Annotated in this window: 18 protein-coding genes and 1 tRNA gene; 15 read left to right on the forward strand and 4 right to left on the reverse strand. The window is 45.0% G+C overall.

The genetic code is table 11. The features are described from left to right. The first annotated feature begins 14 nt into the window (after positions 1-14). The 7 genes from fabD (at position 15) to WC496_02130 (ending at position 7,925) form a co-directional block, all read left to right on the forward strand. Positions 15-956, forward strand: coding sequence for an ACP S-malonyltransferase (gene fabD / locus WC496_02100; GenBank protein MFA5291810.1), 942 nt, complete (start codon positions 15-17; stop codon positions 954-956). Continuing rightward, a complete protein-coding gene (fabG, locus tag WC496_02105; GenBank protein MFA5291811.1) occupies positions 956-1,696 on the forward strand; it encodes a 3-oxoacyl-[acyl-carrier-protein] reductase in 741 nt (246 codons plus the stop codon). The genes fabD and fabG overlap by 1 nt, the downstream gene beginning before the upstream one ends. 119 nt (positions 1,697-1,815) lie before the next feature. After that, positions 1,816-2,073: an acyl carrier protein gene (acpP, locus tag WC496_02110; GenBank protein ID MFA5291812.1), complete on the forward strand. Its 258-nt coding sequence runs from the start codon at positions 1,816-1,818 to the stop codon at positions 2,071-2,073. A gap of 15 nt (positions 2,074-2,088) precedes the next feature. Then, positions 2,089-3,333 (forward strand): beta-ketoacyl-ACP synthase II, encoded by a 1,245-nt coding sequence (fabF, locus tag WC496_02115; protein ID MFA5291813.1) that lies wholly within the window; start codon positions 2,089-2,091, stop codon positions 3,331-3,333. Between the two features lie 192 nt (positions 3,334-3,525). Beyond that, entirely contained in the window at positions 3,526-6,726 is a 3,201-nt protein-coding gene (gene carB, locus WC496_02120) for a carbamoyl-phosphate synthase large subunit (protein ID MFA5291814.1), read from the forward strand. A 279-nt stretch (positions 6,727-7,005) separates the two neighbouring features. Then, positions 7,006-7,296, forward strand: a complete 291-nt coding sequence (locus WC496_02125; protein MFA5291815.1) for a hypothetical protein — start codon at positions 7,006-7,008, stop codon at positions 7,294-7,296. A gap of 224 nt (positions 7,297-7,520) precedes the next feature. Further along, complete coding sequence (locus WC496_02130) at positions 7,521-7,925, forward strand: hypothetical protein (GenBank protein MFA5291816.1); 405 nt, start codon at positions 7,521-7,523, stop codon at positions 7,923-7,925. A 59-nt stretch (positions 7,926-7,984) separates the two neighbouring features. Here WC496_02130 and budA read toward each other — a convergent pair whose 3' ends face one another. Then, a complete protein-coding gene (gene budA / locus WC496_02135; GenBank protein MFA5291817.1) occupies positions 7,985-8,743 on the reverse strand; it encodes an acetolactate decarboxylase in 759 nt (252 codons plus the stop codon). Positions 8,744-8,936: 193 nt separating this feature from the next. Between budA and WC496_02140 the strand changes: the two genes are divergently transcribed. The 4 genes from WC496_02140 to WC496_02155 all read left to right on the forward strand — a co-directional run bounded on the left by WC496_02140 (position 8,937) and on the right by WC496_02155 (position 13,347). Continuing rightward, the gene (locus tag WC496_02140) at positions 8,937-9,230 is read left to right on the forward strand and encodes a DUF485 domain-containing protein (protein MFA5291818.1); all 294 of its coding nucleotides are present in this window, start codon (positions 8,937-8,939) and stop codon (positions 9,228-9,230) included. After that, positions 9,230-11,152 carry a cation acetate symporter gene (locus WC496_02145; GenBank protein MFA5291819.1) on the forward strand — a complete coding sequence of 641 codons (1,923 nt, stop codon included), beginning with the start codon at positions 9,230-9,232 and terminating at the stop codon, positions 11,150-11,152. The genes WC496_02140 and WC496_02145 overlap by 1 nt, the downstream gene beginning before the upstream one ends. A 6-nt stretch (positions 11,153-11,158) precedes the next feature. Continuing rightward, positions 11,159-11,668, forward strand: a complete 510-nt coding sequence (locus WC496_02150; GenBank protein ID MFA5291820.1) for a DUF456 domain-containing protein — start codon at positions 11,159-11,161, stop codon at positions 11,666-11,668. Between the two features lie 104 nt (positions 11,669-11,772). Further along, the gene (locus WC496_02155; GenBank protein ID MFA5291821.1) at positions 11,773-13,347 is read left to right on the forward strand and encodes a radical SAM protein; all 1,575 of its coding nucleotides are present in this window, start codon (positions 11,773-11,775) and stop codon (positions 13,345-13,347) included. Positions 13,348-13,360: 13 nt separating this feature from the next. Here the strand turns inward: WC496_02155 and WC496_02160 are convergent, their stop codons facing one another. Together WC496_02160 and WC496_02165 are read right to left on the reverse strand one after the other, a co-directional pair. Further along, a complete protein-coding gene (locus WC496_02160; protein ID MFA5291822.1) occupies positions 13,361-14,353 on the reverse strand; it encodes a GDYXXLXY domain-containing protein in 993 nt (330 codons plus the stop codon). After that, positions 14,350-15,663 (reverse strand): DUF2157 domain-containing protein, encoded by a 1,314-nt coding sequence (locus WC496_02165; protein MFA5291823.1) that lies wholly within the window; start codon positions 15,661-15,663, stop codon positions 14,350-14,352. The genes WC496_02160 and WC496_02165 overlap by 4 nt, the downstream gene beginning before the upstream one ends. Positions 15,664-15,812: 149 nt before the next feature. Here WC496_02165 and WC496_02170 point away from each other — a divergent pair. From WC496_02170 to WC496_02185, 4 genes are all read left to right on the forward strand, one after another. Then, positions 15,813-15,896: transfer RNA gene (locus tag WC496_02170), tRNA-Leu, on the forward strand. Positions 15,897-15,991: 95 nt separating this feature from the next. Next, positions 15,992-16,600, forward strand: coding sequence for a dephospho-CoA kinase (coaE, locus tag WC496_02175; protein MFA5291824.1), 609 nt, complete (start codon positions 15,992-15,994; stop codon positions 16,598-16,600). A gap of 253 nt (positions 16,601-16,853) precedes the next feature. Continuing rightward, positions 16,854-18,398, forward strand: coding sequence for a transcription termination factor Rho (gene rho, locus WC496_02180; protein MFA5291825.1), 1,545 nt, complete (start codon positions 16,854-16,856; stop codon positions 18,396-18,398). A gap of 263 nt (positions 18,399-18,661) precedes the next feature. Next, positions 18,662-19,453 (forward strand): hypothetical protein, encoded by a 792-nt coding sequence (locus WC496_02185; protein MFA5291826.1) that lies wholly within the window; start codon positions 18,662-18,664, stop codon positions 19,451-19,453. A 90-nt stretch (positions 19,454-19,543) separates the two neighbouring features. Here WC496_02185 and WC496_02190 read toward each other — a convergent pair whose 3' ends face one another. Continuing rightward, the gene (locus WC496_02190; protein ID MFA5291827.1) at positions 19,544-20,248 is read right to left on the reverse strand and encodes a hypothetical protein; all 705 of its coding nucleotides are present in this window, start codon (positions 20,246-20,248) and stop codon (positions 19,544-19,546) included. Between the last annotated feature and the right edge of the window lie 36 nt (positions 20,249-20,284).

A 20,284-nucleotide genomic window follows, 5' to 3' on the forward strand; every position in this document is an offset into this window, starting at 1 on the left:
GGATAATAAAAAATATGACAGATAAAACAGCGTATATCTTCCCCGGTCAGGGCGCTCAGGCAGTCGGTATGGGCAGGGATTTTTACGACTCCGAGCCGTTGGCCAGGCAGCTTTTTGACAAAGCATGTCAAATAGTCGGTAATGATATTATAAAAATCTGTTTTGAAGGTCCGGAAGACACGCTTAATTCCACCACGGTTTCACAGCCGGCAATTTTCGCGACATCCGTCGCGATTCTCGAAGTTCTAAAGAGTAAAGGACTTCTAAAACCTGCGAATGTAACTGCGGGCTTAAGTCTCGGCGAATATACGGCTCTTTACGCCGCCGGCGTTATCAGTTTCGAAGACGGTCTGAAACTTGTACAGAAACGCGGCCAGGCTATGCAGGCCGCTGCCGATGCCTCGAAAGGCTCAATGGTAAGTATAATCGGTCTCGAACAGCCGGCCGTTGAAAAGCTTTGTGCCGAGGCCGCACAGGGACAACTTTTGAGTTGTGCGAACTTTAATTGTCCCGGCCAGATTGTTATTACAGGCGATATAGACGCTTGTAAGCGAGCTTTGACTCTTGCCGAGAAATACGGGGCCATGAAGGCGATTGAGCTTAAAGTGGCAGGGGCGTTTCATTCTGAAATGATGGCCCCAGCCGCAGAAGAACTAAAAAAAGCCATTGCTCAGTGCAAAATAGACAGCCCCGGCAGTATAGCTGTTATAGCAAATGTGGATGCAGAATATTATCAAAATAAAGAGCAAATATCACAGGGACTTGTGAGACAACTGACCAGCACAGTATTATGGCAAAAGTGTATGGAAAGACTTTTGGCTGACGGCGTGACGAAATTTTATGAAATCGGGCCGAATAAAGTTCTTACCGGCCTTATGAGAAGGATTAATAGAAGGACTGATATAACGAATATCGGTGATGTTGAAAGTATGAAGAAATTGACGGGAGTAAAGTAATGGCTGAAGACAAAAGACTTGCGGTAGTAACGGGAGCGGCAAGAGGAATCGGCAGGGCGATTGTGCTTGAACTGCTTAAGCAGGGCAGGATTGTCGCCGGTCTCGATTTGAATGCAGAGCAGCTCAAAGAGCTTGAAAAAGTTGTCGCCGATGCCGGCTACAGCGTTATTACCAAATGTGTTGATATCACAAAGACAGACCAGCTTAACGAAGTTATGGAAGAGCTATCGAAGCAGTACAATGGAATAGCTATTCTCGTGAATAACGCAGGTATTACACGAGACAGGCTTATGATGCAGATGAGCGATGATGAATACGATATTCTGATGAGTGTAAATTTACGGGCGGCCTTTATGGCCACGCGTGCCGCTCTTCGTCCGATGATTCGCAACAAGTTCGGCAGGATTATCAGCATTAGTTCCATTGCCGGAATTATGGGTCAGGCGGGCAGCGCAAATTATGCCGCCAGCAAGGCCGGTCTTATCGGTATGACAAAGTCGGTTGTCAGAGAAGTTGCGAAAAAAGGCATTACCGCCAATTGCGTTGCGCCGGGTTTTATTGTTACCGATATGACAAATACATTGCCGGAACCGGTTAAGGAAGCGGCTCTTGCCATCATCCCGGCCAAAAAACTTGGCACTCCTCAGGATGTGGCAAAGGCAGTGGCATTTTTGGCAAGTGATGATTCTGGCTATATTAATGGTCAGGTCCTGCAGGTCGACGGCGGAATGGCAATGTAATATTAAAAAAATGATTGCAACTGTCGTCGTTGGCAGGTATATTACCGCCCAATTAGCAGGGCAGTACACCGATGAAACGTTAAAAGGAATTTATTTATTCAAGGAGACGAAAAGTGAGTATTGACGTCCAAAGTATTGAAAAAAAGGTTATTAAGATTGTTGCAGAGCAAATGGGTACAGATGAGTCTGAAATTACCCGTGAGACATCGTTTATCAACGACCTTAACGCGGACTCTCTGGACACAGTTGAGCTTGTTATGGAGTTTGAAGATGAGTTCGATACGAGCATACCAGACGAAGAGGCTGAAAAGATTCAGACCGTCGGCGCCGCTATCGATTACATCGTTTCGGTATTGAAGCAAAAAGATCAGGGATAACAACAGGCAGTTATGATGAACAAACGGCGAGTAGTTATAACGGGCCTGGGCTGTGCCACACCTCTTGGAGACTCCGTAGATGTCTTCTTTGACTTGGCATGCAGGGGCAAAAGCGGCGTTTCGAACATAGAAAGTTTCGATGTTTCGCAGTACCCGGTCAGGTTTGCAGGTGTGTTAAAGGATTTCGACATTACCAAATTCGTTGACCACCGCGAAGGCAAACGGATGGACCGTTTCTGCCAGCTTGCGGTAGCCTCTGCAGTGCAGGCGGTCAAAGACAGCGGAATCGATTTCTCGAAAGAAGACCTCGAACGTTGTGGTACGATTGTCGGGTCCGGCATAGGCGGCATCCAGGAAATTGAGACGCAGCACATTCGTCTGCTGAACAAAGGTCCCCGCTCTGTTTCGCCTTTCACTGTTCCAAAACTTATGGGCAACGCTGCCTGCGGTACGATTTCGATGATGTATGGCCTTAAAGGCCCGAACTTCTGTGTCGTTACCGCTTGTGCCTCTTCTTCGCATTCCATCGGCGAGGCGCTTTATAATATCATTTCAGGCCGCAGCGATGTTATGGTAACCGGCGGCTCAGAAGCAGCCGTTTCCCCGGTCGGCCTTAGTTCTTTTTGTGCATTAAGGTCATTGAGTACCAGAAACGATGAACCGCAGCTCGCTTCGAGGCCGTTCGATATCGGCCGTGACGGTTTTGTTCTTGCCGAAGGTGCCGGTATAGTTGTTCTTGAAGAATATGAACATGCTAAAAAACGCGGCGCAAAAATTTACGCCGAGCTTCTCGGCTATGGCGCAACGGCCGATGCTCATCACATAACCGCTCCGCCTCCGGACGGTGAAGGTGCCGCAAGAGCGATGGAAATTGCGATTAAACAGGCCGGCGTTGAGAAGGAAAAATTCGATTATATTAACGCCCACGGCACAAGCACAGAGCTTAACGATGCCGCAGAGTCGCTGGCGATAAAGAAAGTCTTCGGCCAGCACGCCTATAAACTTTCAATCAGCTCGACAAAGAGTATGCTTGGTCATTCGCTCGGTGCAAGCGGAGCGATTGAACTGGTAGCGACCTGCAAGATGATAGAAACTTCGATAATCCATCCTACAATCAATCTTGATAATGTTGACCCCGCCTGCGACACCAAACTGGATTTTGTGCCTAAAGTCGCAAAAGAAAGAAAGATTAATTACGCGGCGAGCAATTCATTCGGCTTCGGCGGCCACAATTGCTGCCTCGTCGTAGGAAGAGTTTAATAAAGAATTTTTTTTTAGATTACTCCTCGAATCTCCATTTTGTAATTCGGATTCTGCAATATTTCCCCGTTTATACCCCGGCAGCTTGAAATTTATGTAATTTTTTGCTTTATATGCTTACGAAATTGTCTATAATTTCCACAAAATTGTCTTCTGTTGCCACAAATTTGTAGCTTTTTCAGGGAGGATAAGATGCCAAGAAGAAATGACATAACGAAAGTCATGATAATAGGTTCCGGCCCGATAGTCATCGGCCAGGCCTGCGAATTCGACTATTCCGGCACACAGGCCTGCAAGGCTCTGCGAAAGCTGGGCTATAAAATAGTTCTCGCCAATTCAAATCCCGCCACGATTATGACCGACCCAGGAATGGCGGATTTCACATATATTGAGTCGTTAACGCTTGAGGCGATGACCGAAATCATCAAAAAAGAACGTCCTGACGGTCTTTTGCCCAATCTCGGCGGCCAAAGCGCACTTAATCTCGTTTCGGAACTCAGCAAGGCCGGCGTGCTGGAAAAATACGGCGTAAAAGTTATCGGCGTAAATGTTGACGCAATCGAACGCGGCGAAGACAGAATCGAATTCAAAAACACAATGAACAAACTCGGCATTGATATGCCCAAAAGCGCACCGGCTTACACCGTTGAAGAAGCTGAAAAAGTAGCTGAAGAACTTGGATACCCGGTAGTTGTCCGGCCGGCATATACTATGGGCGGAACCGGCGGCGGATTAGTGTACAACATTGAAGAACTTCGGGTTGTAGCGAGCAGAGGTATCTCGGCAAGTCTCGTCGGACAAATCCTGATTGAAGAATCCGTACTCGGCTGGGAAGAGTTGGAACTGGAAGTCGTTCGCGACGCCAGGAACCAGATGATTACAGTTTGCTTCATCGAAAACGTCGATGCGATGGGCGTTCATACCGGCGATTCGTATTGTACCGCTCCGATGCTGACAATCGATGCGAAACTCCAGAAAAAACTGCAAAAGTATTCTTATGATATCGTCGAGGCTATTCAGGTTATCGGCGGAACTAATATCCAGTTCGCTCACGACCCGAAAACCGGAAGAGTAGTCGTTATCGAAATTAACCCGCGAACCAGCCGCTCAAGCGCTCTTGCCTCAAAAGCTACCGGATTTCCAATTGCTATGGTCTCGTCAATGCTCGCAGGCGGTCTTACGCTCGATGAAATCCCATATTGGAGAGACGGGACACTCGAAAAATACACGCCGAGCGGCGATTATGTAGTTGTGAAGTTCGCGCGATGGGCGTTTGAAAAATTCAAAGGCGTTCAGGATAAGCTCGGCACGCAGATGAGAGCCGTCGGCGAAGTTATGAGCATCGGCAAAAACTACAAGGAAGCGTTCCAAAAGGCTATCCGCTCGCTCGAAAACGGCAGATATGGCCTGGGCTTTGCAAAGGATTTCAATAAAAAATCGTTACCTGAACTTATGGATATGCTCAGAGACCCGACGAGTGAGAGACAATTCATAATGTACGAAGCCATTAGGAAAGGCGCCGATATTCAGGCCCTCTACGAAAAGACATATATCAAGCCGCACTTTTTGCAGCAGATGAAGGAACTTGTCGAGCTTGAAGAGGAAATCCTCAAATACAAAGGCAAACAACTGCCCGACAAACTTCTGACAAAAGCCAAGAAAGACGGCTTTGCTGATAAATATCTGGCGCAATTACTGAACGTAAAAGAAGAAAATATCAGGAAGCAGCGGACAGGTCTGGGCGTTGTCGAAGGCTGGCACGCTGTGCCTGTCAGCGGCGTTGAAAATGCTGCGTATTATTATTCCAGCTATAACGCTCCGGATACTGTCGCCGTAAGCGATAAAAAGAAAATTATGGTACTCGGCGGCGGCCCGAACAGAATCGGTCAGGGCATTGAGTTTGACTACTGCTGCGTTCACGCGGCATTCGCGCTTCGCGATGCAGGTTACGAAACCATTATGGTAAACTGCAACCCGGAAACAGTATCAACAGATTACGATACGAGCGATAAACTTTACTTTGAACCTTTGACCGTTGAAGATGTATTGAGTATTTATGAAAAGGAAAAACCGATAGGCGTAATCTGCCAGTTCGGCGGACAAACGCCTTTGAATATCGCGGCGGAACTGGCCAAAGCTGGCGTAAAAATTCTCGGCACTTCTGTTGAGAGTATCGACCTTGCCGAAGACCGCGACAGGTTCCGGGTCAAGATGGAAAGTTTTGATATACCAATGCCGGCTTCCGGTATGGCAAGCACATTTGACGAGGCCGCCAAAGTTGCCGCTCAAATCGGTTATCCTTTGATGGTTCGGCCGTCTTATGTCCTCGGCGGACGCGGTATGGAAGTCGTCCACGACGTAGAAATGCTTAAACGATACGTTGACGCGGCCGTGGGCGTAACGCCTGAAAGGCCGATACTTATCGATAAATTCCTCGAAAACGCGATCGAATGCGAAGCGGATGCGCTTGCCGACGGTACAGATGCTTTTGTGCCTGCGGTTATGGAACATATTGAGCTTGCGGGAATCCACTCCGGCGACTCAGCCTGTGTTATTCCGCCGATAAGCATTGAGCAGAAACATCTCGATACTATTTATGAATATACGAGAAAAATCGCGACCAAACTTAATGTCATCGGCCTGATGAATATGCAGTATGCCATTGCCGACGATATGGTTTATGTTCTTGAGGCTAACCCGAGAGCGTCGAGAACTGTACCGCTGGTTTCAAAAGTTTGCGGAATACAGATGGCCAGACTCGCAACGCAATTGATGTTAGGCAAAAAAATATCAGACCTGAAACTGAAGCCGAAAAAGTTCCCGCACTTCGGCGTAAAAGAATCTGTATTTCCGTTTAATATGTTCCCGGAGGTTGACCCGATACTCGGTCCTGAGATGCGTTCGACCGGCGAAGTACTCGGCATGGCGGATTCGTTCGGACTTGCGTTTTATAAGGCTGAAGATGCCGCCAAACAAACGCTGCCGAGCAAAGGAACTACGCTTATTACTGTAAATGACGCGGATAAGCCCAGCGTTGTTAATGTCGCAAAAAGTCTTGCGAAACTCGGCTTCAAGATTTTAGCTACCGGCGGAACATATCAGTATCTGACGCAAAACAATGTCAAGGTCGAGAGAATAAACAAGATGCAGGAGGGCAGGCCGAATATTATCGACGCTATAAAGAACGGTGAAATACAGCTCCTGATAAATACGCCTGCCGGCAAAACCAGCCAGTACGACGATTCTTATATTAGAAAAGCCGCGATAAAGCATAAGATTCCTTATATAACGACTATTGCCGCTGCAGTCGCCAGCGCAAAAGGAATCGAAGCTGTTCAAAAAGGCAAAGGAAAGGTTAAATCCCTGCAGGAATATCACGCGGATATAAAATAAAAATTATTCCGACATAAAAATTGACATAGAAAAATCAGAAATCCCGTATCCGGAGGCTCTGGGTACGGGATTTTTTTTAACATTTTTCTTATTGAAGTCGTTTTTATAAGTATTATAATGTCGAGTTTCATTGTATATACGGATTAAAGAATTACTTTTTTAAGGGAGAGAAAGGAAGTGATGAGGCGGCGGTAAAAAATACATTTGTTTTTGCAAATTGTACAAAATTAATGTGTATAGATAATGTTAAAATGGGCAATTTAAGCAGGGAGATTTAAAATGAAAAAATTAGTTGTATTAACTCTTGTTTTGGCAGTAGTTGCGTTTGTTGCTGTTGGTTTTAAAAATGTTGGCAAGTGCCCAAATACGCCCGACCCCAATGCACCTGCAGATCCTAATGCACCTAAAACTGAGATTAGCTGGTTTGCAGATGCTGCCGAGCCGAATGCGGTTGAACCGAATGATCCTAATGTACCTAAAGCCTCTGTTATAGTAAATTTCAGCGGGTGCAAAAAGGTTGCAGAGCCGAATAAATGTGACCCTAATGACCCGAATGCACCTAAAAAATAGTATTATTAACCTTGTGTAAGGTGCGGGCAAGAATAAAAACCTCAATATTAAACATATATTGGGGTTTTTTGTTTTTTTCTTTATGCAATATTTGGTCTGCTGAAAACGTCTATAATGCTGTATGTCATAAAAGAAAGGAAGGTAGACGATAAAAAATACTGTTTTTGTGAAAAAAACGTGAAACCAAGATAGAAATAGGCATTTTAATTTAGGAGTTTTAAAAAATGAAAAAGTTAATTACGTTAATTCTTATGGTTGCGGTTGTTGGATTTGTATTTGTCGGCGTTTCAAAGGCTGCTGACCCGAATATGCCGAAAAGACCGATGTTTGACCCGAATGCTATCAGGGGCAGAGTAGTCGTTGAAAAAGACGCCGATGGTGCTGTTACCGCTGTCAAAATTGAACATCCAAGACGCGGTATATGGAATGTTGTTCTTGACGCAAAAGGCAAAGAGCTTGGCGAAACTATGGCAAATAAAATTGTTGTTGTCAAAGGCACCGTGGAAACCAAAGATGGAGTAAAATGGGTGACTGTTGAATCGTATACTGAAATGAAAAGGCCGCAGAGGCGTCCCGGTGACCCGAATATGCCGCGAAGACCGGGCGGTCCTGGACAGGGCGGCAAATAACTTTTGACGATTAAATTGTTTTATATAAACACGCCGGCGGATTTATTCCGCCGGTTTTTTTATTTCTCGACCTTTTGAAGCTCTTCCGATTTATCTTTCGATAAATCAATATTTTTCAGCGAATCGTCTTTAGGCAAAATCAGTAAAAACTCATTGCATTTGTCTATTTCGCATTTACCCGAAGCAAGTTCAAAATCCAGGATATGACCGCCTTGTGTGAAATCGCTGCTTAGAAAATGGAAATGGCAGCCGGGGACGTTCAGACCTTTTACGAAAGGCGGAGTCCTGAAACCGACGATTGTGCCTGTTACGTCATTGATTTCAAAAACCGGCTGGGTTTTGGCAACCTCAGCCAAAGGCGGATAAGGTTTTTGCTGTGCGGGAACGCTTCGCACTTTTATATGTTTAAAAGTTCCGGAAATTTTAACTGCTAAAAACTGGTTCTGGTTTGGAACTTTTTCGTCGATAATAGATTCGACGGTTTTGAAATCTGCCGTTTGAATTTTAAATTGCGTATCTGGTTTAAAATTACAGACTGTTGCGAAAGGCGTTTTGATGTCAGAGACGGGGCGATAAACTTTGCCGTCGGATTTAATTTGATAAATCCTGCCGTCCAGGATTGCCATTTCACCGTCGAGTTTGTCGAATGTGCCGATGCCGAAATCGCCGTAAGTCAGCAATTGCCGACAGGTCATTTGTCCGTCATAAGCACCGGCCAGCAGGGCGTCTATGGTAGATGTCTGTGTAATCCTGTCATACCTGTTTGTCAGGCATCCGCCGCAAAACACCAATATGGCAATCAGCAATATTTTTTTCATTTTCTGCTCCAAAAAAAACGTAAAAAACACAGTAACCAGATAAACATTATATCTGAAATGGTTCATTCTGTAAACTTTTGTGAAAACAGGGATTTAACTTGACCTGATTATTGTGATTTTGTACTATCCCCCTGATTTTAAGCGTTCTGTAATCATAAATTCAGGCTGAAAATCTTATTTTAAGGAGGATATTATGTTTCACGAGCCTTCCAAGACAGACAATCCCAATTACGCAGTAGGCTATAAAAGCAAACTTGGGATATTAATGTTTGTCATCTACGCTGTTATTTACGCCGGTTTTGTCGCCGTGAATGTGGCGAAACCGGTTTTAATGGAAAAACAAATAATATTCGGGCAGAACCTTGCGGTTGTCTACGGATTAGGATTGATAATTTTCGCCCTTATTCTCGCGATGATTTACAATCATCTCTGTACGTGTCAGGAACGGCGGGAAAGTAAAAACGCGGCAGAAGGAGGACAAAAGTAATGGCATTTATTATTTTCGCAACTTTCGTAATTTTCGTATTATTTTTATCGTTCTATTTTGCCAGGCAAACCAAATCCGCAAGCGGTTTTTATACGGCAGGCGGTCAGATTCACTGGGCTGTAAACGGAGTTTCCTTTGCCGGCGATTATCTTTCCGCGGCGTCGTTTCTCGGCATTTGTGGTATGATTGCGGTTGTCGGCTACGACGGATTTTTATATTCGATTGGTTATCTTGCCGGCTGGATAGTCGCGCTCTTTGTTGTCGCAGAGCCGATGAAACGTCTGGGGAAATATACATTCACCGATGCGCTTGATTCGACCTTTAATTCGCCGGGCATTCAGCTCGTAGCGGGTATCAGCACGCTTATAGTTTCTATTTGCTATCTAATTCCGCAAATGGTTGGGGCGGGTGTCCTGGTTACGCCTCTTTTGGGTCTGCCTCACGCCGTTGGGGTTATTATGGTCGGAACTATCGTTATAATTATTGTCGCGACCGCCGGTATGAAGTCCACGACTTATGTACAATTTCTTAAAGGCGCTCTTTTGCTTATATTTTCCACAATTCTCGTTATCGCTGTTTGTCATCGGGGGTTGACGACACAGCCCGACCATGGCGGAAAAAACCCATATTATGATTATAGAAAAATTCCCGGTTTACGCCAAAATGGAAGGATTGAACCCGCCTCGGCCGGATTCACATTTGCCGCTCAGCAGGCAAGTACAACTTCTGCTGGCGAGCTTTCTGTCAATTTTGTCAAACTTAAGGAAAAGGACAGGTTTACATGGTGGCAGGTAAATAAAAATAATGAGACAATCGAACTGGTTGAAACCGCTTCTGAAACAATTCGAGGCGATGGAACCAGATTTATTAACGGCATTGAGAATAATAACGAACTGCAGCTCGGAAGTCTGGTACAAATCGCAGGCAAATCAGGCAAAGAGGCCAACACTGGTCCGGTGGGTATGTTTAAAATGCTTTCGCTGTTATCCGATAAAGATACAATCGTAAAGCGATGGAAAAAGGCGGCGGTCTTCAGCGATGGTGACCATATGGTAACGCTTTTCGCTCCGGTAGAGACTCCAGGCAATAAAATAATGAGGCCGGGGCTTAAATTCGAGGTAGAAGGATCAATACTGCAGCGGCTTGATTTTGTTTCTCTTATGCTTGCGCTTTTCTGCGGAACTGCTGCGCTGCCGCATATTCTTATAAGATATTATACTGTACCCAGTCCCGCCTGTGCGCGTAAGTCAACTATTGTCGCAATTGCGACTATTGGCTTTTTCTATATTCTCACACTGTATATGGGTCTTGGCGCGATGGTCAACAGTGTGGTAAATCCGTTCAGCGATAATATGTCGGCTCCACTGCTTGCCCGGTCGTTTAATACGTTTCTGTTTGCGATTATTTCAGCGATTGCTTTTGCAACCGTTCTCGGTACGGTAAGCGGTCTGATTATCGCCGCATCCGGCGCGGTCGCGCATGATTTGCTCGACAGGTTTTATAATCTGCAGTTTAATGAAAGACAGAAAGTCATAATCGGCAAAGCCGCCGCGTTTACCGTCGGTCTTATTGCGATAATTCTCGGCATTGTATTTAAAGGTATGAATGTATCTTATCTTGTCGGCTGGGCTTTCGCTGTCGCGGCCTCCGCGAATCTGCCGGCAATAATAATGCTGCTGTTCTGGAAGAAAACCACTGCCTCCGGCATCATCGCTTCGATAACAGTCGGCATTATTGCCGCTGTAGGCCTGATTCTGATTTCACCGGATATGTTCGAAAGATACGGCCTTTTAAGATCGCAGGCTCCTTTCCATCTGAATCAGCCGGGAATAATATCCATACCGCTTAGTTTTATAACTCTGGTTATCGTTTCATTATTTACACAGAAAAAGAACGGACAGGTTGCAGTAGCGGTAAAATAAAGAGCTATGATATATTTGTGGCTGGTTTTGTTAATGTTTGTCAATGCCTTTTGGCTCGGGCTGGTGTTTTTTTATCTGCCGGGAAACTGGCTGATGATTGTTACAGCAATTCTCTTCGCCTTATGGCAAAAAAATATTTTCAGCGTTTATACGATAATAGCCGCGGTAGTTATAGCGGTTATCGGCGAGATTTTGGAATTCATCTCCGGCGCCGCCGGAACAAAGGCCGCCGGCGGAAGCAAAAAAACAATGGTCGCGGCGATTATCGGCGCTGTAATCGGTGCTGTAATCGGCACAATTATTATACCGATTCCAATTCTTGGAACACTGCTTGGCTCCGCTCTCGGAGCGGCACTGGCGGTTTTAATTGTCGAAAGAAAAGCCGGCACAGAGTTCAAAAAGTCCATCAGAACCGCGACAGGTGCAGGCATGGGACAGTTTGTCGGTCTGGGCGCAAAATTTATCGCGGGGGTTATTATCTGGATAATCTTTGTAATAGCCGCATTTTATAAATAGCTTAAAAAATTCTTGATTTTTGTTATTTGGCGTCGTAAGCTGTTTTCAGGTGTTATGCATCAGGGGACTATGTAAATCAAAAAATACATATATAGGGTTTTATCGTGTTTGATTTATCCGGACACAGATATCGATTCAGAATAGTCATACCGGCTTATCCGGCCTTTAATATTTATTCGCATATTGCCGTAAAGACAACCGCATTGGGGCCTGTTTGCGTTGCCAGCGCCGCAAATAAAATGGCCAAATGGGATGTCGAGGTTATAGACGAAAATAATCTCGGCCGATTCGGCCCTGTATCCGAAACCGGTGGCGCAGACCATGAATTCTTACAACTGCAAAGACCCGCCGATGTTGTCGGCCTTTATGGCGGCCTGACCAGCACCATTCCCCGGCTCTATCAAATGTCTCAGTTTTACAAAAACAAAGGCGTCGTTACGATAGCAGGCGGTCAGCATTTCGTGGAAGATAACATATCCGAGGCGTTCTCCAGAGGAATTGATTATATTGTTTTTGGCGAAGCGGAAGAAGCAATTACCGAATTGTTGGAGGCAATAGAAACCGGCAGGGACGCCGGCAGCGTAAAAGGCATCGCGTATGTCAAAGACGGCAAAATTATTATTACCGCCAAAAGAGAGGCGTTGACAGATTTCGATAAACTGCCTTTGCCAGATTTTTCTCTGGTTCGCTATGCGAATATGAAAATTTATCCTGTCGAGAGAATACGCGGCTGCGGTATGGATTGTGAATTTTGCACAGTCAGGGGCAAGCCGAGACACGCCGAGCCGGAGCGTTTACTTGAGCACATCGCTTCTCTTGTCGAGACGAGAAATGCAAAACATTTTTTTATAGTTGACGACCTCTTCGGCCAGCAGCGCGATGAGACGATAAGGCTCTGCAATCTGCTCGCCGATTACGAAAGGCGGATAAGGCGAAGGCTGGACATAACCGTTCAGATAAGACTGGACAAGGCTCGCGATACCGAGCTGCTTTCCGCGATGCAGCGTGCGGGGGTTCAGACGGTCGCCATCGGTTTTGAATCGCCTATCGATGCGGAATTAAAAGCAATGAATAAGCATATGAGTTCTTCCGAGATGGTCTCATGGGCAAGGGTATTTCGCAAATTCGGATTTTTGGTGCATGGTATGTTTATCTTTGGTTATCCGCTGAAGGAGAAAATCGGTCTCGATATACCCGTAGAGGAACGTGTCAGGGGCTATAAGAATTTTATCGCAAGGGCCAAAATCGATACGGTTCAGGTAATGCTTCCTGTTCCTCTTCCCGGCACGGAATTGAGGCAGAGACTATCGCGGCAGAACAGGATTTATCCGCGACAGGATATCGGCTGGGAGTATTACGACGGCAATTTTCCTTTATTCGAGCCGGACGAACCTATGACTGCCGAACAAATACATACCTGCGCAAAAAAAATTATGGGCAGGTTCTACAGGTTCAAATATATGTTTCTCATAGCGGTAAATACATTTTCATTTCCCGCCATTATTTTCTTTCTCCATAACATTCAGCTTGGCTGGCAGAAGTGGTACCGTCCTTGGCGAAACAGCCTGATTCGGTTTGGCGGCTGGATTGTTTTGAAGAAATGGACCACAGCGTTCAGGCGTAACAATTTTTTGCAGAAATTGCAAAATGCCCATAAGCATCTGACACAAGCCAGATAGCATCAAAGATAGTTTACCAGGATAACCCCGTGAAAGTTCTTGATGATAAATAACCATGCCATATAAGCTCTGCTTTTTCCAGATGTGCGCAGGCTTCTTTTGGAGCAGGGCGGTAAACTAAGCGAAAACTATCGTTCCAATTACCTAATCCGCTGATTGTTCGCGGGGTTTGGTCGCCTGACTTTACAAACCAGTAGGAATCGTTGATATCTATATGCGTTTCGTATATTTCGCCCGGCTGTAATATTTTCAGGTCGCCGTTCTCGATCTGTTTCTGCGCAGCGTCTTTATTGACCCATTCCCAGTTATTTGTTCTAAATTCTGTCGAATCGGGTTCGAGCACGAAAGCTCTGCCATGCGGCAGGTCAACAATCGCAAGCGGTTTATCAGAGGCGTTGAGCATTTTTACCTTAATTCCTGTTATCGGCTGTCTGCCTCTTTCGCTCAGTTTGTGCTCGGTCTCAATGTCTATCCCCAAAGGACTATAACGGTGTCCCCTCAAAACAGCTATACCGTTTGTCCCCAGTTTAAGTTCCATCTCTAATGGTATCTGAATTTCTTCCTGTCTTCGGCCTCGTTCTAATTGTTTTCCTTTACCCTGCTGCGTAAAATAGGCTTCGATGCCATAGAGGACTCGGATAGAAGAACTTTCAACATACTCACGGCCGACTCTGCCTCGGATGAATAACCCTTCCCTTGGTTTTTTATCTGTAACATATAACAATTGGCATAAATTATCCTGATTGGCATCGAGCACGGCATAGACGCGCATTCCTTGTTTGCATTTATTTTCAGCAAGACCGCCCCTGAGAAGGCTTTTGGGAACGCTCGATATTTCATAAACCAGGCTTACATAATCTCCGCGGAATAAATCTCTCGGGTCGACCGGTGCTGTTCGCAGGTATATTGTTTTGCCGTTCCTGACTACCAGTTCGCGCTGGCCCGCCATCTGCGCCAGAACGGCGACCTGCAAAGCCGCGACAATAATTATAAGCCATTTCCTCATAGGGCCTGTTCCTTTATCCTCTTTTTGGTTCGGATATAGAAAAATCCCTGACTGAAAAGTATAATACCGACAACGATAAATATTACGCCCCGTGTCGCCAGACTTTCAAAAAGGTCTGTAAATCTTGCGAATGTCAATGCCGCAAGCAGAAGGGCCCCCGCGATAGCCAGTGCGGGGTTTACTTCCTTGCATCCCCTTGCCATCAGCATTCCCGTATGCGCCAGGAATACCAGGTTAAATATCGCAGTAACAGGCCAGTAAAAAATCTTTGCCGGCATCAGTGAATAACAGCAGAAGAAAATCAGCACCAAAGGCAGCAAAAACAAATCAGGTGAGTAATATTTTAATTTTATTTTTTTAATCAAATCTTTACTAACCACAACCCAGCAGGCAGTCGCGAGCACAAGAGGTATCAGCCAGTAAAGTACAACGCTGATATTCGGGAACATCTTAACGTCTTTGAGCGTTTCTCTGTTCAAATCCGGAAAACTCAGCACGAACAGTGTTAAAAAATATCCTGCAAGACCTATGAAAAAATAAACAGGCGCGAAATTTTCAAGCCTGCTGAATTTCTGATGAATCAGGCCGATGGCTACATAGAGAACAAGCAGGCCTAACAGCGAATGAAAAGTTGCCGATTCGGCAGTGTTCGCAGCGATAAAAATAGTTGAAAATGCCATAGCTATAAGCAAAACGCCCAGCAGCAGACTGGAACGCTGCTTATACGCCAGTGGGAACAATAAAAGTATAAATATAAATGCGTAAGGAATGGAATTATCAAAAGCAGTGGCTTCCGCTATGACCCAGATAGTAAACAATATCGCCGCGACGATAGCCTGTGCGATTGACGGCATTGTCCACGCAAGCGCCAAAGCGCCGAGTCCCCAGATAAAGAATGCTGTGGGGAAATGTTCTTCGATGTGATATATTTGCGCTATCAGCCAGATTCCCGCCCCGAAAAGCATCGTCCCTAAAATCGTCAGCGCCTCGCCCATTTTTTCGAAACGCTCGCTTTTCAGAAAGACAGATATTCCGATGATATGCGAAATTATCAGAGCTGAAAAAATTGTGCCGAGCTTGGCGGCCTTGGACATATCGTCCCAGTTATAAGCGAACAGCAGTATTACGCCCAGGCCGATAATTACCGACCCGATTCCGGAAAATACAATCAGGGCCCACGGCCGAGCGGCCTGCTGAGCGGGATACAAACCGCGGATAGCCTGAGCCTGGCCGTCCTGAATGATTCCGCCATTGACCCACCGCTTTAGCTGTTCCTCGAGCCAGCGTACATGATTATCAATACTTGCCATCCGTAACTCGCATTTAATAACTGCCGATATTCTATTTCACAGGTTTTTGATTGTCAATATCATATATTCATCTGTTTTTACGGAAATTTTTAACCTCTAAAATACCCTTGATTCCGTTATTTTTTAGGGTAATATATGCCTTCGGCTTTGCCCAGGTGGCGGAATTGGCAGACGCGCCAGCTTGAGGGGCTGGTGGGCTTCGGCTCATGGAGGTTCAAGTCCTCTCCTGGGCATTTCTTCTTTTAGCCACTAAGACGCAAAGGCACGAAGAAATAATATATATTTTAAAACTTAGTGTCTTAGTGCCTTCGTGGCTATTTTTCTAAAAATGAACAAAAAACCAATAATCGGAATACTCGGCGCCATAGCCTCGGGCAAAAGTACCGTCGCAAAAGAGCTCCAAAGCAGAGGCTGTGCCGTAATTGATGCCGATGCCATTGCCAAAGAGTTCCTGCAAACCGATGATATCAAACGGCAAATCCGTCAGCGATTCGGCGATAAGGTTTTCGATAAAGCCGGAAACGTGGATAAGGCCGGCCTTGCAGAGTCTGTTTTTGGCGACTCGGCCGCCGTAAAGGCGATTAATGATATAATTCATCCGCCGGTACTGAAGAAAACCGAAGAACTGATAGAACGGTATCAAAATGACGCAAACGTAAAGGCGATTGTTCTCGATGTGCCTTTACTGTTAGAAATTGGCTGGGAAAAAAGGTGTAATAAACTTGTTTTTGTTAGATGTGATGAGCCTTTAAGGCTCAAAAGAATCGCTGAAAAAGGCCTTTTTGACCAAAATCAGCTAAAAAAAAGAGAAAATTTCCAAATTTCTCTGGACAAAAAACAAAAAATATCTCATTATATGTTAGACAATAATGATGGCCTTTCGGAGCTGACTAAACAGATCGGCGAGATTTTTCCCGCTTTAATATCAATAGATTAGGCATTTAAAGTTGTATTGTAGTACATCAGCGGAAGCGGTAAAATCACATTTGATTTTTACATAATATAACGGCAAATCAGATTTATCTGCCTGCGGTGACAGGTGTTTCCAGAAACTGTGATTTTGCCCTGTGATGGTTGTCCATAGTTTGAACACAGAGAGAAAAAACATTTTATTTTTTAAAACATACGAATTTATCCGCCGGTGGCGGAGACAAAAATCTAATATCCAAAAGTTTTAGGAAGGAATTCAAATGGCTAAGGCAGCAATAAAAGCCGAAGACAAAGCCCCAAAAAAGCGAAAGTATGTAAAGAAAACCGATACCGATGAACAGCCGGCCGAGGCCCAGCAGCAGGTACAGACCGAGCAGCCTCCAGTTCAGGCCGCCCCTCAGCCTAAAGTCGAACCGGCCCCGGCCCAAGAGTCTGAAAAACCGGCCGTCAACGGCCATAACGGCGGGACAGCGGAGAACGGCGACCACGACAAAAAGAACGATTTCGAGTCGACCCATGCCAAGTATGAACGCATCAAACGCGGCAACCTTCATATAACCGACCTTCAGAGAATGACCGTCGCCGAACTCCACGAGGTCTGCAAAAGAGAAGGCGTAAAAGAATTTACTGGTATGAAGAAGCAGGAGCTTATCTTCAAGATACTCAAAGAGCGTATCCAGCAGAACGGCTTGATGTACGGCGAAGGTGTGCTTGAGGTTCTCCCCGACGGCTACGGCTTCCTGCGCAATCCCGATTACAATTACCTTTCCAGCCCGGACGATATATATGTTTCGCCTTCCCAGATTAAAAGGTTCGGCATTCGTACCGGCGCCGTAGTCAGCGGCCAGATTCGCCCGCCAAAGGAATCCGAAAAATATTTCGCTCTCCTGCGAGTCGAGGCCATAAACTTCGAAGAGCCTGACAGGCTTTCTGAAAAGGTCAACTTCAGCGACCTTACGCCTCTCCACCCGGAGCAAAGATTCATTCTCGAAACAAGCACCAATGAACTCAATATGCGAATTATCGACCTCATTACGCCTGTCGGAAAAGGACAGCGCGGCCTTATCGTCGCTCCGCCAAGAACGGGCAAAACCATACTTCTCCAGAAAATCGCCAATTCGATAAGTACCAACCATCCGGAAATCAGGCTGATTGTTCTCCTTATCGACGAGCGTCCTGAGGAAGTTACCGAAATGGAGCGCAAAGTCGCCCGCGATGTCGAAGTTATCAGCTCGACATTCGACGAACCCGCTTCGAGACATTGCCAGGTCGCCGAAATGGTTATCGAAAAAGCAAAACGTATGGTCGAATACGGCCAGGACGTCGTAATCCTTCTCGACTCAATCACAAGACTTGCCCGTGCGTACAATACCGAAGTGCCGCATTCAGGCAAGATTCTGACAGGCGGCGTTGACGCAAACGCTATGCAGATGCCGAAAAAATTCTTCGGTGCCGCACGTAATATCGAAGAGGGCGGCTCGCTTTCGATTTTCGCTACCGCTCTTGTCGATACAGGCTCGAAGATGGACGAAGTTATTTTCGAAGAGTTCAAGGCCACGGGCAATATGGAATTGCATCTTGACCGCAGACTGGTTGAGCGAAGAATTTATCCTGCGATTGACATCAGCAAATCCGGCACAAGGCGTGAGGAATTGCTTCTCGATGCAAAGGAGCTTGAACTTGTTTACAGGTTAAGAAGAGTTTTGAGTGAATTGAATCCGGTCGAGGCCGTCGAACTGCTCAAGAGCAGATTGGCCAAGTGCCGTACAAACGCCGAATTCTTAATGACTATGAAATTGGATTAATAATCCAATTGCTTAACCCCCGGACCTGCCTGTCCGTCCGTAGATTTACCGAAGGTGGATGCCCGGGGAAATAAAAAACGTAAAACCCCGATTGTTTTAACATCGGGGTTTTTTGTTTAGCCCCCGCCGCTTGAGGCGGGGCGTTAGTTGCAGGGAATTTATTTTGCTTTTTCCTCTTTTTCAGGCTATAATTTGTCTGAATACTTTGAGGAGGCAACAAGGAAAAGACAAATAAAGAAATTAACAGAAAAATAGGTGAAATCATGGATGCAATGAATTGGGTATCGCTAATTGGTGCAGCTGCTTGGACTCCGCAAATAGTTACATGGGTATATTGGTTTCTTGCAAAACCTAAAATTTCACTCTACCTCCATACTGAGCCAGAAATAGGATACACCACTTTTGGACCGATATTCAATATTAATCTTACGTTGTTGAGTGAAAAAAGAGACATCACTCTCAATAAATTTTCTATTAGGATTAAACATGAAAGCGGAGCATCATACACTTTTGCTTGGGCAGGTCTTTCTGAGAGTCTAAGTGAAATACAAGACCCCCTAGGCTCAACGTCTATTATCAAGAAGACATACCTTCCTACAGTAATTAGAGTATTACATACAGGTATCGCCCAGGCGTTTGTCAGGTTTCAACATGAGCAATTTAAAGCAAAGTATAAAGAAAATTTAAAAGTTGCTTTGGACAAATTTCAATTATTAAAAATTTCTGGCAAACTCCGTACGGAGAAAGACATAGAAGATTTGACTTCAGAAAAAGAATTTGCGGAGGTTGTCAAATTATTTAATTCCGAGTTTATTTGGAGGGAAGGAAAATATACCGTAGTATTTGATTTTCAATCACCCAATAAATTTAATTATAAAAAGAGTGAATATATCTTTAAGTTAAGTCAGGATGATATTGATGAGCTTAAAAAAAATATTGACAATACAAAACTTAGTTTAATTCAAACTGCAAAGAGAGATATTTTTAAGAATTACAAATCCGAAGAAATAACTTGGGTATGGAAATATCCTGAGTTGCAAAAAAATGATAAATAATAATTCGTGTTCATTCGTGGCTAAAAATAAATCTGTGTTATTCCGTGTAATTTGCGGTTAAAAACGTAACCGCAACCAATGTCCGTTCTCCTACATATCCGGAACTACTTCAGGATAAACCTGCCCGGTTGGGCTGATTTTGAAGATATAAATAAGGCCGGGCCGGAGTTTCGAATAGACCGCATTGCCGTAAATCGCCTCGATATCGTATTCCTGAAGTTTATCGGGGTTATTTGCCAAATCCCATATATTGGTCCAGAATAGTTCTTTGTGTCTTAAAGGCAGATTCTCGAAAATATCTTTATATCTTTCCGGCTCGGCTCCTGCCGTTTCAATTGGAAATCCGTTTTCCGGAGCCATTGTTTCGCCGTAAATTCTTCGCCACAGGTACAGGGCTTTTACTCTGCCGTCCATTACCATTTTATTGCCGAATTTTACAATCAGGGCGTCGAAGTGAATAATATCACCCTCGATGGTATATTCTTTTTCGAGTATCTTTTCGAGTTTGTTATTTCTTGCCGTTTCGACAAATTTCATTGTTGTAAAGGTTTTGCCGTTTCGTTTTTCCTGCGAAATAATTTTTGCGTATCCGATTTGCTCTTCGGTTGTAAGATTTGTGATGGCCTGTCTGAGTTGTTTATTTTCCGCTAGGAGTTCTCTGATGGTAACGATGGCCGGATAGATACAGCGTGCGATGTAAGCCAAAGTTGCCAGAACCGCAAGGGTCAGAACGAAAGACATTATTTTTTTTATCATTCTCGGTCTTGATTTTTCAGAGGCTGGATATTTACCCATTCGACTTTTCTACTATTTGCATGTCTGATTTTTGCC

It is taken from the genome of Phycisphaerae bacterium, assembly GCA_041652575.1.
In the GTDB taxonomy this organism is placed as follows: Bacteria; Planctomycetota; Phycisphaerae; order Sedimentisphaerales; family UBA12454; genus UBA12454.